The organism is Escherichia sp. R1, assembly GCF_003000935.1.
Taxonomy (GTDB): domain Bacteria; phylum Pseudomonadota; class Gammaproteobacteria; order Enterobacterales; family Enterobacteriaceae; genus Escherichia; species Escherichia coli.
In genome coordinates this window covers 96,385-120,722 of sequence record NZ_PSRU01000004.1, presented here as the reverse complement: position 1 = coordinate 120,722, position 24,338 = coordinate 96,385, and the positions used below count along the sequence as shown (strand labels likewise).

The 24,338-nt window shown below is 44.2% G+C and carries 15 protein-coding genes; 8 read left to right on the top strand and 7 right to left on the bottom strand.

Features of this window, described 5'->3' with window-relative positions; all coding sequences use genetic code 11:
* Positions 1 to 330: 330 nt before the first annotated feature.
* From C4F37_RS06555 to C4F37_RS06545, 3 genes are all read right to left on the bottom strand, one after another.
* Complete coding sequence (locus C4F37_RS06555; RefSeq protein ID WP_001774081.1) at positions 331 to 4,926, bottom strand: YadA-like family protein; 4,596 nt, start codon at positions 4,924 to 4,926, stop codon at positions 331 to 333.
* Between the two features lie 43 nt (positions 4,927 to 4,969).
* Complete coding sequence (locus C4F37_RS06550) at positions 4,970 to 5,653, bottom strand: DUF3251 domain-containing protein (protein WP_001049693.1); 684 nt, start codon at positions 5,651 to 5,653, stop codon at positions 4,970 to 4,972.
* A gap of 558 nt (positions 5,654 to 6,211) precedes the next feature.
* The gene (locus C4F37_RS06545; protein WP_000665680.1) at positions 6,212 to 6,574 is read right to left on the bottom strand and encodes a YibL family ribosome-associated protein; all 363 of its coding nucleotides are present in this window, start codon (positions 6,572 to 6,574) and stop codon (positions 6,212 to 6,214) included.
* A gap of 283 nt (positions 6,575 to 6,857) precedes the next feature.
* Here C4F37_RS06545 and yibT point away from each other — a divergent pair, with 283 nt between their 5' ends.
* Positions 6,858 to 7,067 (top strand): protein YibT, encoded by a 210-nt coding sequence (gene yibT, locus C4F37_RS06540; RefSeq protein WP_000517097.1) that lies wholly within the window; start codon positions 6,858 to 6,860, stop codon positions 7,065 to 7,067.
* Positions 7,068 to 7,077: 10 nt separating this feature from the next.
* On the opposite strand, the gene mtlR is transcribed toward yibT, so the two are convergent.
* From mtlR to mtlA, 3 genes are all read right to left on the bottom strand, one after another.
* Positions 7,078 to 7,665 carry a mannitol operon repressor MtlR gene (gene mtlR / locus C4F37_RS06535; protein WP_000228269.1) on the bottom strand — a complete coding sequence of 196 codons (588 nt, stop codon included), beginning with the start codon at positions 7,663 to 7,665 and terminating at the stop codon, positions 7,078 to 7,080.
* A complete protein-coding gene (gene mtlD / locus C4F37_RS06530; protein WP_001774080.1) occupies positions 7,665 to 8,813 on the bottom strand; it encodes a mannitol-1-phosphate 5-dehydrogenase in 1,149 nt (382 codons plus the stop codon). Before mtlD ends, mtlR begins: the two co-directional genes overlap by 1 nt.
* A 520-nt stretch (positions 8,814 to 9,333) precedes the next feature.
* Positions 9,334 to 11,247: a PTS mannitol transporter subunit IICBA gene (gene mtlA, locus C4F37_RS06525; RefSeq protein ID WP_000093273.1), complete on the bottom strand. Its 1,914-nt coding sequence runs from the start codon at positions 11,245 to 11,247 to the stop codon at positions 9,334 to 9,336.
* Positions 11,248 to 11,783: 536 nt separating this feature from the next.
* Between mtlA and C4F37_RS06520 the strand changes: the two genes are divergently transcribed.
* A complete protein-coding gene (locus C4F37_RS06520; RefSeq protein ID WP_000479624.1) occupies positions 11,784 to 12,146 on the top strand; it encodes a DUF3302 domain-containing protein in 363 nt (120 codons plus the stop codon).
* Positions 12,147 to 12,148: 2 nt separating this feature from the next.
* On the top strand, positions 12,149 to 13,285 hold the full coding sequence (locus C4F37_RS06515) for an HlyD family secretion protein (RefSeq protein ID WP_000364939.1): 1,137 nt from the start codon (positions 12,149 to 12,151) through the stop codon (positions 13,283 to 13,285).
* A gap of 143 nt (positions 13,286 to 13,428) precedes the next feature.
* Here C4F37_RS06515 and C4F37_RS06510 read toward each other — a convergent pair whose 3' ends face one another.
* Positions 13,429 to 14,259: a helix-turn-helix domain-containing protein gene (locus C4F37_RS06510; RefSeq protein ID WP_001557140.1), complete on the bottom strand. Its 831-nt coding sequence runs from the start codon at positions 14,257 to 14,259 to the stop codon at positions 13,429 to 13,431.
* Between the two features lie 1,713 nt (positions 14,260 to 15,972).
* Between C4F37_RS06510 and C4F37_RS06495 the strand changes: the two genes are divergently transcribed.
* The 5 genes from C4F37_RS06495 (at position 15,973) to C4F37_RS06475 (ending at position 24,323) form a co-directional block, all read left to right on the top strand.
* Positions 15,973 to 16,527, top strand: coding sequence for a fimbrial protein (locus C4F37_RS06495; RefSeq protein WP_001774079.1), 555 nt, complete (start codon positions 15,973 to 15,975; stop codon positions 16,525 to 16,527).
* A 43-nt stretch (positions 16,528 to 16,570) separates the two neighbouring features.
* Positions 16,571 to 17,269, top strand: coding sequence for a fimbrial biogenesis chaperone (locus C4F37_RS06490; RefSeq protein WP_224155556.1), 699 nt, complete (start codon positions 16,571 to 16,573; stop codon positions 17,267 to 17,269).
* Positions 17,266 to 19,758 (top strand): fimbria/pilus outer membrane usher protein, encoded by a 2,493-nt coding sequence (locus C4F37_RS06485; RefSeq protein ID WP_001774077.1) that lies wholly within the window; start codon positions 17,266 to 17,268, stop codon positions 19,756 to 19,758. The genes C4F37_RS06490 and C4F37_RS06485 overlap by 4 nt, the downstream gene beginning before the upstream one ends.
* A 119-nt stretch (positions 19,759 to 19,877) precedes the next feature.
* Positions 19,878 to 23,558, top strand: coding sequence for a S6 family peptidase (locus tag C4F37_RS06480; RefSeq protein WP_001540057.1), 3,681 nt, complete (start codon positions 19,878 to 19,880; stop codon positions 23,556 to 23,558).
* A gap of 156 nt (positions 23,559 to 23,714) precedes the next feature.
* Complete coding sequence (locus C4F37_RS06475; RefSeq protein ID WP_000779792.1) at positions 23,715 to 24,323, top strand: glutathione S-transferase; 609 nt, start codon at positions 23,715 to 23,717, stop codon at positions 24,321 to 24,323.
* Positions 24,324 to 24,338 lie beyond the last annotated feature (15 nt).

Here is a 24,338-nt window from a genome sequence, read left to right as displayed (position 1 = left end):
TGCCAATTGTGTTGTGTAGGGGTAATGACAATGAATGGTTAACTAAATGTTATGTGTTGGCAACATTGATGTGAGTTTTAATTGGGGAATTGTGAACCAGAGGTCAGATAAGCGAAGAATTGGTAGGGCCAATTCTGGGAGAGAGGTAATAAAGAAAAGGGCAATTCCCATCAGAGAATTGCCCTCAGATTGTTGATCTGGTGCGCCTTATCTTGCCGGATGCGGCGTGAACGCCTTATCCGGCCTACAGGAATGTGCTGAATCACCCCGTAGGCCTGATAAGCGTAGCGCATCAGGCAATGTGGCGTTTACCCATTCGTTAATGGATCATTACCACTGAATACCGGCACCGAGTGCGGCGGAGTATTCACCCTGGCTATTGGTACTACCTTGTAATTTGTAGACCCAACGACCATTGGCGCTCACCATCGACACACCTAAAGCAACTGCCGATTCACCGTTGTAAGTACCGCCACCAATAGACGCCATGCTGGCACCCGGCGTGTAAGCCTGCGGCAGACCGGTCATTGCCATTGCAGAAGCGATACCACCACTCAGCTTGCTTTCGGTTTTGGACAGTTTGTTATCCATCTCAACCATGCGCTGATCGGTGTATTGCTTCGTTTCCTGCACACTTTGCTTCAACTGCGCATAGTTCACCGCGTCGTTGTTATTCACGCCAGCAGAAACGTTGCTGATGCGAGTCGTACCGCCGTTACCACCACCGAGAGTGATGTTGCTGTAGTCGATAGAGCCATCAGCTTTGGTGTCGTAGCGAACGCCGCCTGCTTCAGAAGACTTCAGTTGCGAAACGTTAACCGCATCGGTGGCATTAACACCGGCAGCAACGTTGGTGATACGGCGCTGGTTGGTAGAAGAACCCACAGAGATCGTATTTTCTTCGTCTGCTACGGAACCCGTGCCCAGTGCGACGCTGTTGTCAGCGGCAGCAATGGAACCAGAACCAATCGCAACACTGTCTTTACCCTGCGCGTTGGCGTCTGCGCCATCGGTGTTGGTCTTGAAGTACTTAGTGCTACCGGTGGTTACGATATCGCCAATGCCGTTTTCGATATTGGTCACGCGAGTATCCAGATTAGTGACCTGAGTGTTCAGGTTAGTAATGCTCTGGGTATTCTGGGAAACCTGCGCGTCCGTTACTTTCAACTGACCCACGTTAACCGCATCGGTATCCGCCGAACCTGCTGCGACGTTGGTGATCTGACGTTGACCGTCTTCACTGCCGACAGAGAACTCACCCACAGAGTTCTGCGGTGCATCCATGTTGTAGGCAGTGTAGTTGGTCTGCGCACCACGGGTAGTCTGAGAACCATTACCCATTGCAATGCTGTCGGCATGATTTGCGCGTGCGTTAGAACCGATAGCAATACCGTTGATCGCATCAGCCAGAACTAAAGTGTTCAGGCCGATACCAATACCCGCATTACCATTAACGATGGTTTTCGCGCCCATTGCCAGCGAGTCTTCACCGACTGCCAGTGAGTCTTCAGCCGTTGAGTTGGCGTGATAGTATTTGGTTGGTGTGGTTGCTACTGCACCAATGGCGTTTTGCAACTGGCGAACAGTAACAGCGTCATGGGCTTCAGAACCATCCGCGACGTTGATGATTTGACGATATTTACCATCATCACCGATCGACAACGCGCCAAGCAGTTCGCCATCCGTGGTGTCATAACCGATCTCGACCCCATTTTCCGTAACGCGGGTATTACGGGAGCCTTTCACAATCAAACGGCTGGAGACGGATTCGCTACCCAGCGCAATACTCGTCTCAACGATGCTGTTGCTGCCATGACCGATTGCCACGCTGCTATCGCCTTTGGCAACAGTGTTATACCCCACAGCGGTAGAGCCAATACCTGCTGCGCTGGCATCGTTGAACGCTAAGCCGCTGTCGTTGGTACGTACATAGTTAATACCTGCACCGTTATCTCCGATGTAGTTTTTACTGGTGTCACCGGCAAGCTGATTGATGATTTCGCTGTTCTGCTGGATCATCATGTTGGTTGCATTCAACTGAGAACCGTTGATAGCGTCGGTGCTATCTTCACCAATGTTACCATCAGCAACGTTTGTGATAATGCTGGCCTTGCCGTCATGACTGGCGCTGTAAGCACCTGCGCCGTTATTGGCTGTTGCATCCCACAGCAGAGCGTTATTATCAAGCGCATCCAGGGCTTCACCGACGTTGTTGTAATCGGTATTTGCAATGGTGTAAGTCGGTGCAGTGATAGTTCCGTCAGCGTTGACTTCTGCATCACCACCCAGCGCATCAGCGATGTACTTATTGGTGCTATAGAGCTGTGAGCCATTAATGGCATCGCTACTGGTGGCAGAGACTGCACCGTTAGCGACGTTAGTGATTACACTGGCAGTTTTATCTTTCCCGTGAGCGGCGCTAAATGCACCGTTACCGCCATTGGCTGTCTCATCCCACAGCAGGGCGTCATCCAGCGTGGTATCGATCGCTTCCAGCGCGTCACCGACATTGTCGTAACTGCCGCCCGCTATGGCATAAGTCGGTGTAGTGATACTGCCGTCTGCATTCACCACAGCGTTCCCGCCCAAAGCATCGGCAATGTAGTCACTAACGCCATAAAGTTGCGAACCGTTAATGGCGTCGCTACTGGTGGACGAGACTGCACCGTTTGCAACATCAGTGATTACACTGGGATCATTATTAATGCCGTGTTTGGCGCTGAATTTACCTGCGGTTGCATCCCAGAGTAGGGCGTCGCCGAGTGATGAGCTAAATGATGTGTTAATAGCTGCCAGAGCATCACCGACGTTAGTGTAGTCAGTACCACCAATAGTGTAGGTTGGCCCGGTTAATACGCCTGCATCGCTGATATCAGCACCCCCACCAAGATATGACGTAAATGAATCCGCTACGCCATAAAGTTGTGATCCGTTAATGGCATCGGTGCTGTCAGAAGATACCTTGCCAGCCAGTAAGTTGGTGATCTTGCTGGTGGCTTCGGTGCCGTGCGCGGCGCTGAATGCGCCAGCCGTTTTGTTCCACAGCAGGGAATCGTCCTTAAGGTCGCCAACGGAATCCGTCAGGTTGGTGATGTTGGTGGTGTTGGTCGACACGTTATCGTTGGTGGTTTTGAGCTGGGAGCCATTAACGGCGTCAGTGCTGCCAGCAGTCAGGTCGCCAGCGGTAACATTGGTGATCTTGCTGGTAGCTTCGGTGCCGTGTTTGGCGCTGAATGCTGTGCCATTCCAGAGCAGGGCATCTTTTTCCAGGGTATCAACGTCCGCGTTCAGAGTAGTGATACTGCTAGCGTTTGTAGCTATATCGGCGGTATTAGTCGCAATATCCGTAGTGTTAGTGGCGATATTGGCAGTGTTATCGGCGATATTGGCAGTGTTGGTTGCAATATCCGTGGTGTTAGTGGCGATATTGGCTGTGTTGGTGGCCACATCGTCTTTGGTTTCTTTCAACTGGGAACCGTTAACCGCATCTTTACTGGTGTCTGAAATAGTACCATCTTCAACATTAGTGATTTTGCTGGTGGCTTCGGTGCCGTGTGCGGCACTGAATGCTGTGTCGTTCCACAACAGCGCATCCTGCTGCAGGTCGTACAATTGAGAGCCGTTTACTACATCGGTGCTGGTGGCGGAAATAGTACCCTTTGCAACGTTAATGATTTTGTTTTGGGCTATGCTGCTCTTTGGGCTGCCATCAGCGTTTTTGACGATATAGCTGGCACTAAATGCTCCCTCGGTTTTGTCCCAGTGCAGAGTGTCATTGTCGATTCCCAAAAGCGCCTCTCCCACATTATTGTAGGTGCCGCTTTTCAGCTTGTAGCTTGGCGCATTTATACTTCCATCTCCATTTACGCCAGCACCAGCCCCGAGTCGGGCTGCGACTGAGGCACTTAATGCATGAAGTTGTGAACCGTTAATGGCCTCAGTACTGCCTGGTAGTATAAGACCGGCAGCCATATTGGTAATTTTGCGTTGTGTTGTGCTGTTCCCTACCGAAACGGTATTGTCTTGCTCTGCGACAGATCCTACACCGAGGGCAACTGCGTTATCACCGTTTGCATTGGATTGACTACCCAAAGCAAGACTGTTTATGCCTCCAGCAAAACTATTCTCTCCCAGCGCAACGGAGCCCACACCAGATGCAGTGCTGTTACTACCCAGGGCGATTGAATTGATTTTACTTGCGTTACTGAGTTTTCCCAGTGCAATAGCATTTTCAGCATTGGTCTCACTTAACTCACCTATTGCAAGGCTGGAGTCGCCATATGCCTGACTTGTACTACCCAGCGCAACGGCGTTATCACCAGATGCATTGCTGTTACTACCCAAGGCAATGGCATTCTCCCCAGTGGCCAAGGCCACTTTTCCGAAGGCCTGACTACCTTTGCCCTCCGCTCTTGCGTCCTTGCCTATCGCCGTGGCGTTTTCAGCGAAAGCCTTAGATCCATTCCCCAGCGTAAGGGAATAATCGGCAGTCGATTTAGCTCCACTACCGATTGCTATGGCCCTATTACCGGTTGCGTCAGCTGTTTGTCCTAAAGCAACAGATCTTTCTCCTGTAGCCTGGCTCTTGAAACCTAATGAGGTACTACCTATCCCAGATTGGGCTTCTTGCCCTATTGCAATACTTGATGTTCCTGGTCCTCCTGATGGTGAAGTGTCTACTGATGATGCTTTAGCACCCTGACCAATGGCAATCCAGGTATCGGTCAATGGAGTGCTTTCGCTAGCCCCACCACCATCAAGCGCGGTCGATGCTTGTACTCCAGACGACAACAACCCACCCACAACCAACGCAGAAATTAACAGCTTACTGCGCCCGCTTTTTTTACCACGACTTTTTGCTGTTTCACTGGCAACGGTGTAACTACCTGTTGCCGGATTCCAGATAACTTTAAATATTTTGTTCATTATTGATGCTCTCTATTCCTTGATATAAGCGCAGAAGCTGCATTTATTTTTTGTTTTTCCGCTGTGGAGATTCAGCAGGTTGAAGACGGTCGAACTGAATATTTGCCATGTTGATGGCTAATTTCAGATATTTGAGGTTGTTGGGCGAGACACCTTTTAGCGTCAAATTAATGTCTTGCCATTGACCTGGTAATAATTTCAGGGAGGAGTTCATTGAGGTACTAAATAGCAATTGCTGCCATTTTGCTAATGCGTTGATGTCGGTGGGTTTTTCTCCCCCCCATGTCGCGTAAAAACCCATATTTGATACAGGAACACTTAATAAGTTAACCAGTGAAATACGAATAACGCTGCCGTTTTCTACTGCGTCAATAGACAGTATTTTCCCTGCCAAACCAACAGAACCGTTATTTAAAATGAAGTATTGGGTTTGTGCCGGGTTAAATTCTGTAAAGACAAATTCGTCCTGTTTGTCTTTAACTGCCTTCACCACGCCAGCGAGCGTTTTGGTACTGTTTATGATGGTAGTTTGTTGTTTTTCAAAGTGTTCTATCTTGCGCTTGTCGAGTTCTTGTTGTTTTTCAAGCGCCTCAATTTTGCTTTTTTGTAACTCTTGCTGTGTAACGAGATCGTCGACCTTACTCGCTTTTTCAATATAGTCACACCCTACCAATAAGCAAAGCTGCAATATCATTAACACGCTTAACAGTGTTTTCTTTAGGTTCATAGGATGAATTCCTTTTCATAATCCCGATACAGTTGATAATTACGGCACAATCATTTTTTTTATGAATGATTGGAATGAGGCATATCCGCAAAATAAATTTGTTAGAGAGTTTTTGTATTAATTGGTTGTGCGAATATGTTATTAAATGTCAAACGATTTCAGTTTGTAGCCAATAATATTAATCGCGCGGATTTTAATGATCGGTGTCAATCGATGTCAAATGTTTCACCGGATAAAGGCACAGGGCAGGGAAAGGTAAATATTCAGTTGAGTGATGTTTTATTGTGGAATTTGCGAAGCTGATTGAAAAATTTAAATAATTAATTATGTTTCGAGCATTGATATGCGGAAATTCATTGTTGATATTGATACATCATTCTTTAATGTGTACCTGATTTTCAGAATTTAGCCTGCTACGATCGCTCAGAAGTGTAGGTGGAGTTGAATATATAATGTTAAGAACGTTATAAAGATTCGATCTCTGAAACAGGCTCCTGCATGTGCCAGCAGGAGCGAGTAAATGGTGAGAGGCTGTGATTACAGCGACGAGAAAGGAACTTAAAACGCAGTCTTTGAGAACCCTGTCATCTCTTGCAGGCCCATTTCGCGGCCCAGCGCGGTCATTGGGTGCACAACCACCAGTCCGCGAACACTTTTTTTCAGCTTGCCCATATCAGCCTGCTCTTTTTTGGTGATTGCACGCTGGAACGGCATCTTCATCAGTTTCTGCGCTTCTTTGCTGAGTTTCTGGCTGTGAACTTCGCGCAGGCGAGCAATTTCTGCTTCCAGCGTGGCTTTCTCTTTTTCCAGTTCGGCATATTTGTCTGCGGCTTCAACCAGCGATAGATCGGCCTGCTGGTGACGGATGGCGTCCAGACGATCGCTGAGACGTTTGATTTCGTTTTTTTCGACTTCTTTCATGTGATGACTTCTGATAGAGATAAATTTATAGCCTCTAGTATGCGCGACCAGGTGCTTTGTTCACAACTGATGGCATTGTAATAGTTCCAGATTGTAACCATTAATGCGTTAAAAAATCACCCAATACATTGATTAGTTAAGAAATTTAAAGAAAAAAGATAGTCAACAGAAGCAGGTGATTATTGAGGATTGAGCACGTTTTCCTTAATGTCATTTATATCGGGATCTAAACTAAAATTGGCGGCCGCGCATTCCCGGCGCGGGGTAATACGGAGATATCATCATGGGCAAATTAGGTGAAAACGTTCCGCTTCTTATCGATAAAGCCGTAGATTTCATGGCATCCAGCCAGGCGTTCCGGGAGTATCTGAAAAAACTACCTCCCCGTAACGCGATTCCGTCCGGAATACCTGATGAAAGCGTGCCGTTATATCTACAACGTCTGGAGTATTATCGTCAGCTTTATCGTCCGAAACAGGTAGAGGAGAAGTAAGCGAAAGTACTTACTTTTGAAAGGCTTTTTTTAAGCTGATTTTGGAAATCAGCTCTGTCAGTGAAAGGACCATTGTTGATCGCACAGCCTGTTGGTAACGCTGAATTTGCATTGCATACAAACTGGAGTCTGCAGGTTCAAACTGTGGCGGCGGTGGTAACGCCGCCACGCAATGCAGTTCACCAAAGGGTCCAAGTATTTCGTCGTCGGTAAAAGCGTACTCGTTGCCGTCGTGATTTAGCTCTTCACGCAATGCCATCAGCAGTTCCGCATCTTCGTATTCCTGGCGGTTAATGACGCCCAACCCGTAAATGAGTTTTAAACGCACAGAAAGATCGCCCAGCGGACCATCGCCGTCGAGTAACGGTTCTACAGCATACTTCACCGCGTAATCGTCTTTGCGGAATACCTGAAGCACCAGAAGATTTACCGCCTCGGTCAAAAGCTCGACGGCGGTGATCAGAAAGCTTCGCACGGTTTTGCCAGCATTCAGACGCTCAAGCACACGGTTTTCAAAGGCCTGGGTTTGTTCCATTGTTGCCTGCATATCTGACAATCTGTTATTCGGGCGCAGGGTATCCTGCGCCTGGTCCACCATTATTGCATTGCTTTATAAGCGGTTACCGCCTCGGATACAACCTCGCTGTTGGCATCAAGACCGGAAATCTCTGCCAGCGCGGCTTGTGGGCCTTTGTCGGCAATCAGCGCTACCAGTTCCTGAGCCTGCGGGTCATCTTCACTGCGGAAGTGCATTGCAGCGGCAATACCTTCAATCAGGTTTTTATGTGGCAGACCATATTCCAGGGTTCCGAGCAGTGGCTTGATCAGACGGTCGCCAGCACTCAGTTTACGCAGCGGCTGACGGCCTACGCGTTCTACATCATCTTTCAGGTACGGGTTCTCGAAACGACCGAGGATTTTCTGGATGTATGCCGCATGTTTGTCAGCATCAAAGCCGTAGCGCTTGATCAGTACCGCGCCGCTTTCTTCCATTGCCCCTTTTACCACCGCGCGGATTTTCTCGTCGAGAATTGCGTCACGAATGGTCTGATGACCGGCCAGTTTTCCGAGGTACGCGGTTATAGCATGACCTGTATTCAGGGTGAAGAGTTTACGTTCGACAAATGCCATCAGATTGTCGGTTAATTCCATGCCAGGGATGTTTGGCAGCGTGCCTTTGAACTGCGTTTTATCGACAATCCATTCGCTGAAGGTTTCTACCGTCACTTCCAGCGGATCGTTAGTTGCCGAAGCCGAAGGCGGTACGATGCGGTCAACGGCGGAATCAACAAAGCCAACGTGTTCTTCTACCCACGCTTTGGCATCTTCCGGCAGGGCGTTCATCACATGGCCTTTCAGCTGCGTGGTGCCGCGGACCATGTTTTCACAGGCGATGATGTTCAGTGGGGATTCATTACCTTGTTCTTTACGTTTCACCAGCCCTTTGGCGATGGCCGGAGCAATACGTTCCAGCACGACAGGGCCAACGGCGGTAGTGACTAAATCGACCTGAGCAATCAGATCAACGACATCATCGCCAATGCTGCTGACGGCATCGACGCCAGAAACGGTATCTACCTGCTCGGTTTCACCAACCACATGAACCTGATAGCTATGACGGGCATTCAGGGCATCAAGCACCACCTGATTTACATCGGCAAACGTCAGTTGGATACCCGCGTCCGCCAGCAGTTTACCGATAAAGCCACGACCGATATTACCTGCGCCAAAATGTAATGCTTTCATAGTATTAACCTTCATCAATGTTTTTACCCGAGAGGGCTGGGGTGAGGCTTTTCCCTCACCCAAACCCTCTCCGTGAGGAGAGGGGCTTTTTGCCGGATGCGGCGTAAACGCCTTATCCGGCCTACGTGTTTGGCACTGACCTGTAGGCCTGATAAGACGCGTCAGCGTCGCATCAGGTATTGCGCACCGACTGCCGGATGCGGCGTAAACGCCTTATCCGGCCTACGTGTTTGGCACTGACCTGTAGGCCTGATAAGACGCGTCAGCGTCGCATCAGGTATTGCGCACCGACTGCCGGATGCGGCGTAAACGCCTTATCCGGCCTACGTGTTTGGCACTGACCTGTAGGCCTGATAAGACGCGTCAGCGTCGCATCAGGCATTGTGTACCGACTGCCGGATGCGGCGTAAACACCTTATCCGACCGACAAAACAAATTGTGCTTTATGTTGTAGGCCTGATAAGCGAAGCGCATCAGGCAATTAGCCCCACCTTCTTCATGCGGAGAGGGTGGGAATGGATTACTTACGACCTGCCAGCAGTTCCAGCACTTCATCCACGCTGGTGGTGTGTGCCAGACGCTCGATGACAGACTCATCATCCAGTGCATTGGTCAGGCTGGTGATAACCTGAATGTGCTCGTTGTTACGGGCAGCAATACCAATCACCAGACGGGCAATGTCATCTTCTTCTTCACCGAAGCGCACGCCTTCCGGATACTGGCAGAACACCACGCCCGTTTTCAGTACGCGATCTTTCGCTTCAACCGTACCGTGTGGCACCGCGATAGACTCACCCAGATAAGTCGGGGTCAGTTTTTCACGATCCAGCATCGCCTGAACGTATTCCGGCTCAACGTAACCGCCTTTCACTAGCTGCTCGCCAGCAAAACGAATCGCTTCTTCTTTGGTGGCCGCTTTGCGACCGAGGAAGATGTTCTCCGCGCCCAGTTTGAACAGATTAGCACTGGAATCGTCAAAGCTGTCTTTCAGACTGTCTTTCACTTTCACTTCGTTTTCAGTATGGCGCTGGGCAGCAACCAGACGTTCGGTCAGGCTGGTGTACAGGCCGCTGTCGAGGAAGTTGGTCAGCGAAATATGCTGTGCCTGCGGAACCTGGCGCATAGCGCGTTCGGTCAGGTCACGGTGAGTGATGACCAGGTCCACATCTGGCGGCAGGTTGTTGATCGCGCTGTTAGTGACCGAAATCTGCGACAGACCTGCATCCTGAATTTTCTTACGCAGCACACCTGCGCCCATCGCACTGGAACCCATACCGGCGTCACAGGCAACGATGATTTTACGTACGTGGCTCAGGTCGTTAGTCACATCGCCCGCAGACAGCGGAGACGCACCTTTAGACTCAGCTTTCATGTCCTGCATACGACGAGTTGCTGCTTCAATATCATCTTCTTCTTTCACTTTGCTGGTTTTCAGCAGAATGGCAGAGACAACGAAGGAGACAGCCATCGCCGCACACACACCCGCGATGTTAGCGAAGTATGCACCTTTTGGTGTCATCGCCAGTACAGCAAGGATAGAACCCGGAGATGCCGGAGAAACCAGCCCACCGCCCAGGATAGTCAGCGTGAACACGCCAGTCATACCACCGAGGATAACGGCCAGAATCAGACGCGGATTCATCAGCACATACGGGAAGTAGATTTCGTGGATACCCCCCAGGAAGTGGATGATTGCCGCACCGCCCGCAGACTGTTTAGCGCTACCACGACCAAAGAACATGTACGCCAGCAGCACGCCCATACCTGGACCTGGGTTAGCTTCAATCAGGAAGAAGATGGATTTACCCAGTTCATGGGACTGCTGAATACCCAGCGGCGAGAAAATACCGTGGTTAATAGCGTTGTTGAGGAAAAGGATTTTCGCCGGTTCAACAAAGATAGACGCCAGCGGCAGCATGTCATGGACAACCATGAAGTTAACGCCCGCAGCCAGCATTTTAGACAGGGCTTCAACAACCGGGCCAATGCCGAGAAATGCCAGAATAGCGAGGATCATCCCGATGATGCCTGCGGAGAAGTTATTCACCAGCATTTCAAAACCGGATTTGATCTTACCGTCTACCCAGCGGTCGAAGTGCTTAATGCACCAGCCGCCCAGCGGACCTGCAATCATAGAGCCGAGGAACATCGGCATATCTGCGCCGACGATAACGCCCATGGTGGTGATGGCACCGACTACGCCGCCACGTTCGCCGCCTACCAGCTTACCACCGGTATAACCGATCAGCAGCGGCAGGAGATAAGTGATCATCGGCCCGACCAGCTTCGCCAGCGTTTCGTTCGGTAACCACCCTGTTGGAATAAATAACGCGGTGATGATACCCCACGCGATAAACGCGCCGATATTTGGCATCACCATGTTGCTGAGGAAACGACCAAAGCTTTGCACTTTGATCTTAATATCGGATGACATAAAAACACCCCTTCTTATGTTTGCTGTCGCGCAGGCTGGAAGCCCGAGGTTTTTTGTTAATGTGGCGGCAGAGGTAGCCGGACCTTGTAGATACTGCGAAATCTGGCACTGAATCGGTTAACTGTCCAGTCGACGGTCTTTTGTGTGATATCAGTCACATAAATATAGGGGGTAGAGAGGTAATTGACGTGATGCTCATCACAAAATGACTGTGTAAAAAAGCAACAAGACGGCGATTTTCGCTAAAAATGGCATTTAAATGTGAGTAATGTCACATTTTTGTTTTGTTAGTTTGTTGAATCTTTGTGATCTGAATCACAAGATATTTTCTTACGGCGTTCACCTGATGTGATCTGCAGCATGTTATGCCTTCGTCATAAAATCGTTATGTAACTAAGCAACTCATCACCTCTAAAAATTATTCTTTGGTGTTATGGCGAGAATCGCGAACCCGAATTATTGTCAAAATATCAGCCTGACTCCCTTCTGGCTGCCAGCCAAAAAACAACACCGATAAACGTGAATCCGAGGCAGATATGTTTCTAAACTATTTCGCGTTGGGAGTGCTGATCTTCGTCTTTCTGGTGATTTTTTATGGAATCATCGCGATACATGACATCCCTTATCTGATTGCCAAAAAGCGCAACCATCCCCATGCCGACGCTATTCATACGGCGGGCTGGGTGAGCCTGTTTACTCTGCATGTTATCTGGCCGTTTCTGTGGATCTGGGCGACGCTCTATCAACCGGAGCGTGGCTGGGGTATGCAGTCACATGTTGCGTCGCAGGAGAAAGCGACTGACCCGGAAATCGCTGCACTTTCTGACCGAATTTCCCGGCTGGAGCACCAACTCGCCGCCGAGAAAAAGACTGACTATTCCACGTTCCCGGAGATCTAAATATGGATCTATTGATTGTTTTAACTTACGTGGCGCTGGCGTGGGCGGTCTTTAAAATCTTCCGCATTCCGGTGAATCAGTGGACGCTGGCGACGGCGGCGCTGGGAGGCGTGTTTCTGGTGAGTGGTTTGATTTTGTTGATGAACTACAACCACCCTTACACTTTTACCGCGCAAAAGGCAGTGATAGCGATCCCCATCACGCCACAGGTGACGGGAATTGTTACTGAAGTCACCGACAAAAATAATCAGCTTATTCAAAAGGGCGAGGTGCTTTTTAAGCTCGACCCGGTTCGTTACCAGGCGCGAGTTGACAGACTTCAGGCTGACCTGATGACGGCGACGCATAATATAAAGACGCTGCGCGCGCAGCTCACTGAAGCGCAGGCCAACACCACCCAGGTTTCAGCGGAGCGCGACCGTCTGTTTAAAAATTATCAACGTTACCTGAAAGGCAGCCAGGCGGCGGTGAATCCGTTCTCGGAACGTGACATCGACGATGCGCGGCAAAATTTCCTCGCGCAGGACGCGCTGGTGAAAGGCTCGGTGGCGGAGCAGGCGCAGATCCAGAGCCAGCTCGACAGTATGGTTAACGGCGAGCAGTCGCAGATTGTGAGCTTAAGAGCGCAACTTACTGAAGCAAAATATAACCTTGAGCAGACTGTCATTCGCGCGCCGAGCAATGGCTACGTTACTCAGGTACTGATCCGCCCAGGTACATACGCAGCTGCCTTGCCGTTGCGTCCGGTGATGGTTTTCATCCCCGAGCAAAAACGGCAAATTGTCGCCCAATTTCGGCAAAACTCGCTGTTACGTCTGAAACCCGGCGATGATGCGGAAGTGGTGTTTAACGCGCTACCTGGGCAGGTGTTCCACGGCAAACTGACCAGTATTTTACCTGTCGTACCAGGCGGTTCGTATCAGGCGCAAGGGGTATTGCAATCATTAACGGTCGTGCCCGGCACGGACGGTGTGCTGGGAACCATTGAACTGGACCCCAACGATGATATCGATGCTTTACCCGACGGCATCTACGCCCAGGTGGCAGTTTACTCCGACCATTTCAGCCATGTTTCGGTGATGCGAAAAGTGCTGCTGAGAATGACCAGTTGGATGCATTATTTGTATTTGGATCATTGAGGGGGAAGGGGCTTGGAGGTACAGGCGCTATTGGCACAGTTCTGGCTTACTGGCTATTGCCAGAACTGGTAGCTAATCTCATGTCATTTGATGCACTTACTATTAATACACAGGATAAAAAACCATTCTGTAGAATTTAGATATTAGACTTTTCGTTTAACCTTCAGAGAAAACTGTTTCGGTGTAATACCAAAGTAATTTTTAAAGTTTCGAATGAAATAAGATGTGCTTGTATATCCAACATCATACGAAATTCTATTTATATGTTTTTCAGTGGATGTAATCATTTTCGTCGCATGCTGCATTCTGATATCTAAAACTAACGCGTTGAAGTTATTATTTTCTCTTTCGAGTTTTTTCCTAATTGAAACTTCTGACATATGTAAGATATCTCTCAGATCGCTCAGTTTCCATCCTCTTGATAAATCTGCTTCGATGATTTTTTTGAGTTTCTCAGTAAAGGTAATATCTGTTGATACAGACAAGGAATACGTAAGTGGCTCAATTTCATGAATCCTTGAAAGTAAATAAGCAATCTTATAAACTTGCCTGTATGATGGTAAATCATCACTAATAAGTCGTCTAAAAATTTCTTTATCTGTTTCTTCCAGTTTATAAAAAAATATTCTTTTTCTTACCTGGGTAACTAAATGTTGCCCTGACAAAATCGGTTCCATGACCTTACAAACACTACTTAATATATCGCTATCAATAGTATAAATATCATAGGGTACGCCACTTCCAAGCACTTTTAATGTTACATCAATGACAAGGTTCTTTTCTATATAACACAAAGAGCCGGGAGAGATATCAATAACATCTCCATCTGTTGCCTTAATCACTAGTTGTGCATTTCTGATAAAAATCACTGCACTATTGTAAAAACGTATTTTTTTAAATACAAGTGTGTGATTGTTATCCAAGTTAGTATTAATAGGGAGGTCAAACGTGGTACAAGCAACTCGACTATTCATAAAGCTACCTCATGCTTTGTATATATGATTTCATGAGTTTTTACGTTGTGTAAACTCGAAATTTCAACGTATGAAAAAAAAGTCTAAACATAAACATTAATAAAAAAACAATATGTTATGCTATGTTAATCAAGCTTTATTATGATAATAGTAATATTATTGTTATGAAATTATGCGTGATTAACGAAGCTATATTGGTTGCCTATACGTTGACTGAAAATTTTCTTTAATGATGCTGGTAACTTTCTGGTGGTTTCTATTCCTAGTTTTGATTTAATACGATTGAATCTATAGTAAATTTTACCAATTGAAAGACATGTTATTTTGGATATTTCCTTTACACTCTTTTGATGGAAAAAATATAAAAAAAAGATCTCTCTCTCAATGCTATTAAATGAGTTAATTGATCCAATAGTAGATGCATTATTTTCATAAACGCATACGGTTCCATTATGTAATGTGATATTCTCAATACAAATGCATTTTATTTCGATTTCAGCGAATATAATACTATAAATATAATAACTAGAATCATCGCAAACTAAGTATTTTTTTGATGCAATGTCTTTATGTATTAATTTATCAATGTTAGTAAAATCAACGCATTGAATTTTTTTGTTAGTGTATGATATTGATTTTATTCCATAATTAAAAAAATTATTATCGCTTGCAAGTATAAAGACTGGTCTCATAACTATCCTGAAATATCAGCTTTATGAACATGAGAAAACTATAAAATAAACTATTTTTAATATCCATATAAAAAATATCAAAATTTGATAAAAAAACTGCAATAAATAAAGTAACTTTGAAACTGACAGAAAACACGAAAATTTCTGATGTACTGTGCTTATCTAGTCTACGTAATGAGTTGCAATTTTTTGAATTTACATGAATTTTCTGGTCAGATAAGTATGTTCATACTGTATCCTGAAAAACATAAGGCGCACTTTATCAATCTAAATAGTTGTGATGAATGTTATTTTTTCATGTAGTAAATTCGGTGTATGGAAAACATTTGCGCATAGATGGTCGCGTAACAACAGCGGCTCACATACATACTACTATGTAAATGTCATTATTCAGATAAATGCGGATAATTTTCTTAGTCAGGCTAAAAGTCTGGGGCTGTATGGACGAGGCTATGCGGAGGGGATCGGTACGTATCACTGATAAGTTTTATGGTTCCCTTGGCACCTTCATGCTAGGCCATAATTTATTTAAGACTTTTGCAAAGTATGTCATAGCTTTTTCTATAAGCATAGAATTCTGGTTTATACAGACAGTCCTTTCGGTAGGGTCTGTACGTTAAGAATTTCCTGATAATTTTCAACTCCAGCGGTGTACGGAAGGTTATGATAGTCGATACGGATTTTATCGTGTCGCTAGTTTACTCACTTGTGTGTGCCGCGATTGCTCTGATGCAGAGGTTCAGACTCATTATACTAGTGAATCTTAGCTTTAACTGTAGGCGATGTAATTATGAAATATATCTAACCAAGTAAAAATAATAAATATGAACAGAAATTTTGTAAAACAAAAGGAGGGGAGACCATGGCAGTTGTAAAACTATAAAATAAATATAAGTTTTCGATAATTAAATATTCTTTGTGTTTACGCCCGACATTTCTTCTGATTATTATTTGGCAAGGCAATGAAATGCCTTTGGAAAGAAAGTTTGTTTTTTGTTTTTGTTAATAAGGATTATATCATATGAAGAAGATCGCAATGATTGTTGCAATGCTGACGGTCTCTGCATCAGGTTTTGCAGCATCAGGAGATGTTATTGGTACTGGGAATCAGAATGTCACTGGCTCTCTTAATAGCTCTACCTGTGCTGTTTCTTTTCCAAGTGATGTAACGCTGCCAAACATTACTACAGCGGATTATGCTTCAGCAAGTCAGTATGGTTTAATTGGAAATGCTTCTGTTTCAGCGGGTAATATTTCTTTTAATGGTTGCACCGGACAAAATGTAAAGGTTGTTATTAATAGCCCAAACAATAAATCTTCTAACGGTATAATGGCTTTTCCAACTCTGAATGGTTCGAACCAATCTGTAGTTGGTATTGCTTTAAAAGAAGGTATTAGTAATAAATATGTTCGTGTTGATGGACAGGAAAGTTCGAACTTAATGTTCACGGTCGATCAAGATAGTTTTGCTATTCCTGTACAGGTAGAAGCATTACGTGCCAGTGGTAGTTCCATGAATTCTGCTACATCAGGTACACTTTCGGCTCAGTTCACATACACTGCGACATATCAATAAAATGTTTAAGCGTGGCAATTGCCACGCTTATTAAAGATATATTATGAATTTTATTAAAAGACTAGTATTAGCGATATCTATAATGCCAATATTTGCTCATTCAGCAATAGAAGGAGTAACATTAGGTTCAACTCGAGTTATATATAAATCAACTGATGAAATGTCAGTTGTTAAGGCAACCAATTTTTCAGAAAAAAATTACTGGCTGTTGCGGTCATGGGTGTCAAATTATTTTGATGATCAAAAAAATGAATGTTTTATTGTGACACCACCACTTCATAGAATTGAGCCTAATGATGAGATTCAATTACAGATAAAAGCAATTAGAGAGGAAAAAATACCGGATGACAGAGAGTCATTATTTAGACTTAATGTTTTGGCTATTCCACCAAAAACATTTTTGTCAACAGATGGAAAAGAGATAAAAGGTCATCTGCAATTTGCAATAAATAGTAGGATAAAATTGATATACCGGCCAGCAAGAATAGGAGAACCTTATGATATTACCAAAAAATTATATGTCCATAAATTTAATGATTTGGTTACAATCAAGAATCCAACGCCTTTTTTTGTGACATTGGTCAATATTTCTATTGATGGTAAGACCATACATAGAGATATTGATGAGGTTATAAAACCATATTCTGAAATTAATATTGATGCACGAAATCCAAAATGGATCGAGTTTTCAACTGTTAATGATAAAGGTGGAACAACACCACCCATAAAAATAAATTTATGACAAAAATGAAAAAACAAAACTTGTTAGGTTGTGCTTTTATTGTTGTTACATATTCCTCTTATGCCGCATCAAGTGATAACGCAACCTTTGATCCTAATTTTTTAAAGATGTCTGACGGTGAAGAAGCAAGACATTTAGATTTAAAGTATTTTATGCGTCCGGGCGGAATGAGCCCAGGTACATACACTGTGGCAATATTTCTTAATGGGGTAAAAGTTAGTACTGAGGAATCTGTTGAGTTTATTTCAGATAAAAAACAGGAGGGGGTTACATTTCCATTCTTTAATCAGTTCATTTTAGCTAGTTGGGGAGTCGATGTTGATAAATATAATATCGAAAAGGAACCTATTGATAAAAATATACCTGGCAGCACTGCATCGTTTTCTGCTAAAGATAACGCAATTTATATAAAAATCCCTCAGGCGTCGATGAGAAATGAAGTTTGGTTTCGGGAACCATCAGCAACATGGGATGATGGAATAACTTCTTTTCTTGTTAACTATAACTTTTCAGGGACATCACAAAGTTACGATGGGAATAAAACAGGAAATACTTATGGTAGCTTTGAGAGCCAAATAAACTATGGCGCATGGCGGTTAAAGAATTTTAGTAATTATGTGAGAAGTAGTTATCAAAAAAAATTTAAATCTGTTAGCTCTTATTTAGAAAGAGGTTTTGATTTCTTTCAGGGAGGTCGGTTGACGATAGGTCAAACGACAACAGACGGTACCATACTGGATAGCATTCCTCTTGAGGGGATAACAATATCCTCAGATGATGGGATGTTAAAACCAATGCTTGCGCAGTACAGTCCGACTATTCGTGGAATAGCAAATTCACCAGCAAGAGTAATAGTGAAACAGAATGGCAATATAATATATGAAAAAAATGTGCCTGCAGGTGAATTTGAATTTAATGATGTTACTCAGGTCTATAATGGTGATTTAAAAATTGAAATTGTTGAGTCAAACGGAACAGTTAGAAAATTTACTCAGTCAGCTGCAGAATTACCAGTCTTACAAAGAAAAGGAAGGTTTCGTTATAATATAGCATTGGGTGAATATAGGAGTGATTATAAGGAATTCACGAAAGAACCTAGATTCATACAATCATCTTTTGCTTATGGGTTAGGATATAATTATACATTATACGGAGGGGGGATTTTCTCCGAGGATTACAAGCAATCAACCTTAGGTTTGGGAAAATATTTTGAAAACTTTGGTGCATTCTCCTTTGATTCGTCTTTTTCTTCTGCTGAATTGGATAACAATACAGTAAAAGATGGTCAAGCTTATCGGGTTATGTACTCCAAAATTTTCTCTCCTACAGATACGGCATTTAATCTTGCAGGATATAAGTATCAAAGTAGTGGATATTATGATTTTAATGATTTTCAATATGTGAATAATGGGCTTGATTTTTATAACCAGAAATCAAGATTAAGTGTTTCATTATCTCAGCCGCTCGGAGATGAATTAGGGGCTTTTTATTTGTCGGCTTCTGATGATAAGTATTGGAATAATGGTTCAGGATATAATGTAAACATATCTTATTCTAATTACATTGGTTTTGTAAATAGCTCGCTGTCATTTTTTATAAATAAAAATCCTTCTATTTCTGAAGTTGATAAAGCGATCTTTATATCTTTATCTATCCCACTAGATAGGTTATCGAATTCATTGCGTAATAATTATTTAAATACCAGTGTTTCAGGTTCTAAACATAGTGATACACAGAGGGTTGGCTTCAGTGGTAATGGGTTAAATAATCAATTGAATTATAATATCTATCAGTCCTTTGATTCCAGAAACAATAGTCATTCTGGGAATGTTGATGCATCTTATGTAGGTACTTACGGTAGGGTGTCTGGAGGATATTTTTATCAAGATAATTTAGAGCGTTTTTCTTATGGTATTAACGGTGGGGTTGCTATTCATGATGAGGGTATTACATTGTCCCAGCCGTTGTCATTGAATGGTGCCAATGCTTTGCTCAAAGTAGAAAGAGCTAATGGTATAAAAGTTCAAAACGGTATTGGAATCTATACTGATTTTCGTGGTTATACCGTCGTTCCTAACTTAACATCATATTCCAGAAATAAAGTGTCAATTGATACTAGTTCACTTGATAGAAATATAGAAGTATCAAGATCTGGCAGTACGGTTGTTCCTACTCGTGGGGCATTAGTTAAAACTATTTTTGAAACGAATATAGGAATGAAAGTATTGGCTGAGATAAAAGATGAAAAAGGAGTTCATATTCCTTTTGGTAGTGTTGTTTCAATCGATGGAACGGAGAAAAAATCAGGATTTATCGTTGACGATAATGGGGTTGTTTACCTCACTGGTATGCCTAATAAAGGGACTTTAAATGTACAGTGGGGAAGTGATAATAGTAGAAAATGCAAATCTGAATTTAACTTGGGTGAGGTGAATAGTACTTATCTTAAGAAAATATATTTGACTTGTAATTATAATTATTCTGGTTAAATAATGGTGTGCTGAACTGTATAAATAATGTGATGTTACAATTTGTTTTGGGGCAGTTTGTAACGCAAAAATAGATAATTATGCAGGGTTATTTGTTATATTAATAATGGTTTATTATTATGAATAATAACAGAAAATTAAAAGTATTGACTATCCTTGTATCCGCCGCAATATCTAATTTGTCTGGTATCTCTGTCGTATCAGCATCTGTTGTTAATAACTTGCTTCCATATCAGATATATCGAGACTTTGCCGAAAATAAGGGCGACTTTATTCCTGGAACGGAAAGTCTTGAGTTGTATAATAACTCAGGATTATTAGTGACTACGTTAAATAAAGCTCCCATGCCTGATTTTTCATCTGTGGATAGGCTATTGGGCGTTGCCACACTTGTTAACCCACAATATGTCGTCAGTGTTAAGCATAATGGTGGCTATAGTAGAGTACGGTTTGGTACGAGTAATTATACTTTAGTAGACAGAAATAACTACTCAGCAAGAGATTTCCATACGCCTAGGTTAAATAAACTGGTAACAGATGTGGTTCCTGTAGAGGTTACCAGTGCAGGAACAGCGCAGGGAACATATAAAAATGTAACCAAGTTTCCTGTTTTCTATAGGATAGGTACAGGGACACAAATATATAAAAATGAACAAGGATATTATACTCTGAACGGTGCTTACAGTTATCTTACTGGGGGGATTGTTCCTACGCCATCAATTTCAGATTGGTCATTTGTGACAAATGCTGGCAACGGTGCTCTTGCGTCGTATGGAACTCCCGGTGACAGTGGTTCACCGCTACTTGGATGGGATACAACTCTAAATAAATGGGCTCTTGTGGGGGTACTCAGAGCATATGCAGGAACCACAGGGAGTACCAACTGGTATGTTGTTATACCAACAGTGCAAATCACCGCAAATATAAATGCTGATACTGATAAACCTGTTACCAGTGAGGCCGGGAGCGGTGATATTCTCTGGACTTTCAACAGTGTGACAGGAACCGGTCAGTTAGTTCAGGGAGATAATTCCTGGGACATGCATGGTCAGAAGGACTTAGATCTCAATTATGGGAAAAATCTGACATTTTCTGGAGGCGGTACAATTGTTTTAGAAAATTCGGTGACTCAGGGGGCTGGGGCGCTGACTTTTAATGATGACTATGTGGTGAAACCTCTGGATGATCAGACCTGGATTGGGGGGGGTGTCATTGTCAATGATGGGCACGTTGTTGACTGGCAGGTCAATGGTGTGTCAGGAGATGCGCTGCATAAATTAGGCACGGGTACGTTGAAAATTGATGGCTCCGGGATTAATGGTGGAAGCCTGAATACTGGTGATGGCGCAGTTATTCTGGCTCAGAGACCCGATGGCGAGGGGAAAGTTCAGGCTTTTAGTAGGGTATCTCTTGTTAGTGGTCGCTCTATTGTAATTCTTTCTGATGAAAATCAGATTAACCCAGATAATATTTATTGGGGATATCGTGGAGGTACGCTTGATATTAATGGGAATGATCTGACTTTCCACAAATTAAATGCTTTTGATGACGGTGCAATTATTACAAGTAATGGCAGATTGGCCAGACTGACACTGTCCTTAAATGAAAAAACAGCAACTATTTATCATGGGAATTTTAAGAATGATTTGTCTGTGACAAATAACACCACCAATAATTCAGGTGATTTTATTGTTGATGGTGGTATAAATATAAATGATAATTTTGAGCAAAATGGTGGGAAATTGTTTTTTCAGGGGCATCCTGTTCCTCATGCGGTGACTAGTCAGTCAGTAGCAAATACTCTCAAAAAACTAGGAGATGACTCAGTATTAACACAACCAGTGTCATTTACACAGGATGATTGGGAGACTCGCCAATTCAGTTTGAAGTCTCTTGTTCTGAAAGACACCGCGTTTTATCTTGGACGAAATGCGCAGCTCACTACTGATATTAGTGCAGATAACTCATCTGTCACCCTTGGCAGTGAAGATGTCTATATTGATCTGAATGACAGTAATGAAAAGAAAGTACAGGTTATTCCGCAACAAGGTCAATCAAAAGCGACAAAGGACTCAGATAAAAGTACATTTTATGGAAATGTATCTCTGACCAATAACTCTACTTTAAATATTAATGAATTTTTTACGGGTGGAATAAATAGTACAGATAGTACTATAAATATATCTTCCCCTGGTGCAACTATCAGTGAGTACAGTACGTTGACCCGTTCGGCACTGACAGTCACCGATAATGCACAGCTTACAAGCAAGGCTGGTTTACTATCGGATGACAATGTTGTGCTCGGTTCAGGGGCTACCCTCTCTTTGTTGAATGAGCAATCGACGATGCCAGCGTTTTATTCAGCGGCAGCCTGGGATTTGCAAGGTTCTGGATCAACGTTGAATGTTGGTTCCGGTACGATGATGAGTGGTGATATTACTGCCGGCTCAAAAGCGACAATTAATATTGGTGTTAGTACGAACCAAGGTTCTCCATTAGGCATCTACTATTCCGGAGATATCAAAGCACCTGGGGCCAATGTTAGTATTGACCAGACATTGTGGAAGCTTAACTCGTCTTCTCAAATGCAAAATCTGGCACTATCTAACAGCCAGCTTGTGATGACCACCGATGGTAAAACCAGCAGCAATATTACGGTTCTCGATAAGTTAATCGCAGAGAACAATATTCTGTATGTAAAACCGACCAGACCACTTAACGAAATGTCTGTCGGTGATATTCCGTTGATCACGGCAAAAAATGGAACCAACAATACTCAGGCGTTTAAAACTGTGCCTCAACAGATGGGTTTTCACTCAATGGCTCCTGATGTTGAGGTGGTAAATACTGACGGTGCCACACAGTGGCGTCTGAAAGGATTCGATGTTCAGCGTAATAATGCTGCACTCAATGAAAGTCAACGTTTTATGGATATCCGTTACAGAAACTTCTTATCTGAGGTGAATAACCTTAACCGACGTATGGGTGATCTACGCGATACACAAGGAGAAGCCGGTGCCTGGGCTCGGTTTATGACCACTTCTGGTTCGGGTGAGGGGGGATTCACTGATCGCCATATGCATCTGCAAATTGGTGCCGACAAAAAACATCACTTTGATGGAGGCGATCTTTTTACAGGTATCATGATGACTGTTACTGACAGCAAAGCCAGTGGTGAAAGTTACCAGGGGAAAACACGCTCTGTAGGCGGCGGTTTATATGCATCCACCCTGTTTAACTCAGGATTGTATATTGATGTGGTTGGAAAATATGTCCATCATCGTGACGATTACACAATGCAAACATTGGGACTTGGTAAGGCAGACGATACTGCTCACTCATGGTATTTAGGCGCAGAAACGGGTTGGCGCTATCAGTGGAAGCCTGATGTCTTTATTGAACCGCAGGCCGAACTGGTTTACGGGACGTTGTCAGGCAATACCTTTAACTGGCAATACAACGGTATGGATGTCAGCATGGAGCGTAAAAAGGCAAAACCCTTGATTGGCCGTACTGGTGTGGAGTTTGGAAAAACACTGGATGGCCGCGACTGGCAGGTTACAGCGAAGGCTGGTTTAAGTTATCAATTTGACCTGCGTAATACTGGTGCTACCACGTACCGTGATTTTGCTGGTGAGTCCACCGTGTACAACGGTAAAGATGGTCGTATGTTAGCCAATATTGGGATTGATACACGCATTAAAGACAATACCCGTATCGGCCTGACCATTGAGAAATCAGCATTTGGTAGGTACAACGTCGATAATGCGATCAATGCTAATATCCGCTATACATTCTAATATTTAGAATCTCACACGAAAGGTCGTTTTATCTACAAGGCCCGATATGCGTACGTATCGGGCCATCTTGCGTTTGTCATCACACTCATATCAATATCACCTGCTTTTTTGTAACCTTGGGTCATACTCATATTTTGTTAACAAAAAGGAAACATAATGAAACTCGTCGGTAGCTACACCAGCCCGTTTGTACGCAAACTTTCTATTCTGTTGTTAGAAAAGGGCATAACTTTCGAATTTATTAATGAACTGCCCTATAACGCGGACAACGGCGTGGCGCAATTTAACCCGTTAGGGAAAGTGCCGGTGCTGGTGACCGAAGAGGGCGAATGTTGGTTTGATTCGCCGATCATCGCTGAATATATTGAATTAATGAATGTCGCTCCGGCGATGTTGCCGCGCGATCCGCTGGAGTCGTTGCGAGTGCGCAAAATTGAGGCGCTGGCGGATGGCATTATGGATGCCGGGCTGGTATCGGTGCGTGAACAGGCGCGTCCGGCGGCGCAGCAGTCTGAAGATGAATTGTTACGCCAGCGGGAGAAAATCAACCGCAGTCTGGATGTGCTGGAAGGATATCTGGTCGATGGCACGCTCAAAACCGATACGGTCAATCTGGCGACTATCGCCATTGCCTGTGCCGTCGGATATCTCAATTTCCGCCGCGTTGCGCCAGGCTGGTGTGTCGACCGCCCACACTTAGTCAAACTGGTCGAAAACCTGTTTAGCCGCGAAAGTTTTGCTCGCACCGAACCGCCAAAGGCTTGATGCGCGATATGTCCT

Excerpts from the sequence above, each read along its gene's own strand:
- C4F37_RS06495 (WP_001774079.1), top strand. The coding sequence starts at position 15,973 with ATGAAGAAGATCGCAATGATTGTTGCAATGCTGACGGTCTCTGCATCA.
- C4F37_RS06485 (WP_001774077.1), top strand. The coding sequence starts at position 17,266 with ATGACAAAAATGAAAAAACAAAACTTGTTAGGTTGTGCTTTTATTGTT.
- C4F37_RS06475 (WP_000779792.1), top strand. The coding sequence starts at position 23,715 with ATGAAACTCGTCGGTAGCTACACCAGCCCGTTTGTACGCAAACTTTCT.
- C4F37_RS06490 (WP_224155556.1), top strand. The coding sequence starts at position 16,571 with ATGAATTTTATTAAAAGACTAGTATTAGCGATATCTATAATGCCAATA.
- C4F37_RS06510 (WP_001557140.1), bottom strand. The coding sequence starts at position 14,259 with ATGAATAGTCGAGTTGCTTGTACCACGTTTGACCTCCCTATTAATACT.
- yibT (WP_000517097.1), top strand. The coding sequence starts at position 6,858 with ATGGGCAAATTAGGTGAAAACGTTCCGCTTCTTATCGATAAAGCCGTA.
- C4F37_RS06555 (WP_001774081.1), bottom strand. The coding sequence starts at position 4,926 with ATGAACAAAATATTTAAAGTTATCTGGAATCCGGCAACAGGTAGTTAC.
- C4F37_RS06515 (WP_000364939.1), top strand. The coding sequence starts at position 12,149 with ATGGATCTATTGATTGTTTTAACTTACGTGGCGCTGGCGTGGGCGGTC.
- C4F37_RS06550 (WP_001049693.1), bottom strand. The coding sequence starts at position 5,653 with ATGAACCTAAAGAAAACACTGTTAAGCGTGTTAATGATATTGCAGCTT.
- C4F37_RS06480 (WP_001540057.1), top strand. The coding sequence starts at position 19,878 with ATGAATAATAACAGAAAATTAAAAGTATTGACTATCCTTGTATCCGCC.
- C4F37_RS06545 (WP_000665680.1), bottom strand. The coding sequence starts at position 6,574 with ATGAAAGAAGTCGAAAAAAACGAAATCAAACGTCTCAGCGATCGTCTG.
- mtlD (WP_001774080.1), bottom strand. The coding sequence starts at position 8,813 with ATGAAAGCATTACATTTTGGCGCAGGTAATATCGGTCGTGGCTTTATC.
- mtlA (WP_000093273.1), bottom strand. The coding sequence starts at position 11,247 with ATGTCATCCGATATTAAGATCAAAGTGCAAAGCTTTGGTCGTTTCCTC.
- C4F37_RS06520 (WP_000479624.1), top strand. The coding sequence starts at position 11,784 with ATGTTTCTAAACTATTTCGCGTTGGGAGTGCTGATCTTCGTCTTTCTG.
- mtlR (WP_000228269.1), bottom strand. The coding sequence starts at position 7,665 with ATGGTGGACCAGGCGCAGGATACCCTGCGCCCGAATAACAGATTGTCA.